The organism is Spirillospora sp. NPDC046719 (assembly GCF_040645715.1).
Taxonomy (GTDB): domain Bacteria; phylum Actinomycetota; class Actinomycetes; order Streptosporangiales; family Streptosporangiaceae; genus Spirillospora.
This window is the reverse complement of sequence record NZ_JBEYYT010000880.1, coordinates 1-1,506: the sequence shown is the minus strand read 5'-3', so window position 1 is coordinate 1,506 and position 1,506 is coordinate 1. Positions and strand designations below refer to the sequence as shown.

General features: G+C 39.5%; 2 protein-coding genes. Both read right to left on the bottom strand.

Annotated features, from left to right (window positions below; translation table 11 throughout):
• Positions 1-90: 90 nt before the first annotated feature.
• Complete coding sequence (locus tag ABZ914_RS51225) at positions 91-1,038, bottom strand: IS30 family transposase (protein WP_003130410.1); 948 nt, start codon at positions 1,036-1,038, stop codon at positions 91-93.
• Between the two features lie 100 nt (positions 1,039-1,138).
• A partial coding sequence (locus ABZ914_RS51220; RefSeq protein ID WP_500201797.1) for an aminotransferase class V-fold PLP-dependent enzyme occupies positions 1,139-1,506 on the bottom strand: 368 nt, incomplete at its 5' end.

Sequence of the window (1,506 nt, the reverse complement as noted above, 5' to 3'; positions counted from 1 at the left end):
CATTAACAGAACAATTACCGATTACAATTGGCGCAATTATTTTTATTGTGATTGGTGAATTAATTATTAAACGCAAATTGCAAGTCCAAGTTAGCCAGCCAAGCTCATCTCATATGAACTCTTATAGTTGAACATTTTTCTTGGATAATGGTTCATCCAATACTCGATAGCGGCGACTTCTTCAGGGGTCGTCTTTGTTGTGCCTTTTGGCAGATGCCTACGAATCATTCGGTTATGGTTTTCATTCGTCCCTCGCTCAAAGCTCGCGTAGGCGTGTGCATAGTAAACTGGACAGCTTACGACCTCAGAGAGCCTTGCAAATTCATGGCCATTGTCAGGGGTAATGGATTTGAAGTCATAACTTTTTTGAAGTTCCACCAGCTCATCATTGACCGCCTGTGCTGTTTTCCCATCAATCAAGCGAATGATCTCCGTGCGGTATTTTCGCTCTGTGAGCGTCAAAAGCACCTTGTTCTTAGCTCTCGTAAGAATGACCGTGTCAATCTCGTAATGCCCCACTTCTAAGCGATTGTTAATGAACTCAGGCCGTTCTTCAATAGACTTGCCAAAAGGATGCTTTGGCGCACGAGGTTTGATTTTCTTTGCCGCCTTATACTGCGGATAGAAAAGATGATGACGCTTGGCTTCTAACCAGCCCCAGTTGACCCAATTGTAGAGGCTGCTCAGAGAAACTCCTTTTAGAGCCTGATGAATGACTTCCAAAGAGTCCTTGTCTTCTTTAAGACGTGTACTCACATAACAATCAATCTCAGTCGTGAGTTTACTCGGACGAACACTGTGAGCCCTCAATCCTTCATAATTTTCTTGAGCCTTTTTAGCAGAGTATTTTACCTTCCGCTTGAGCTGGATTTCCCCTCGCTTCATCTCTCTGTCAATCGTCCCATGAGCTTTATTCAATAAGCGCGCAATCTCACGGTTGCTCAGTCCTTCTTTATTGTGCCAACGTTCAATGTTTAAACGGTCTTGATTGGTCAGGTGTTTCCCTTTGCTCTGGCTTGTGATAGAATAGTCTTGCATCTGAATTTCCTTTTTATACTATTTGGTCGAACTTCTAGTATAAGAGATTCAGATGTTTTTTGCTTGACTCAAGGTGGCTAACTTCATTTTACAATTTGCGTTATTTTTTTAAAATAGAACTAAGTTTTTCAACGAAGAGATTAACTTCATCAATTGTATTCATTTCTGAAAAAGAAATACGTATGTTTTCTTTTAGTTTTTCAGAATTTTTCCCGTAAACAGCTTCAAGAACATGGGAAGGTTCGATTGTACCGGCTGTACAAGCAGAACCAGTTGAGATTGCGAAACCAGCTAAATCAAGTTTGGTCAAGAGCAAATCATGATTTTCATTCGGAAAAGCAAGATTTAGAACATGAGGCATACTTGGACCAAAATTATTTTTATAAAATGAAATCTTTTGTTCTTCTAGTTTAGTTAGTAAAGTTTCATTAAGTTTTTCAACTGCTTGATAATTTGATTCAATACTTT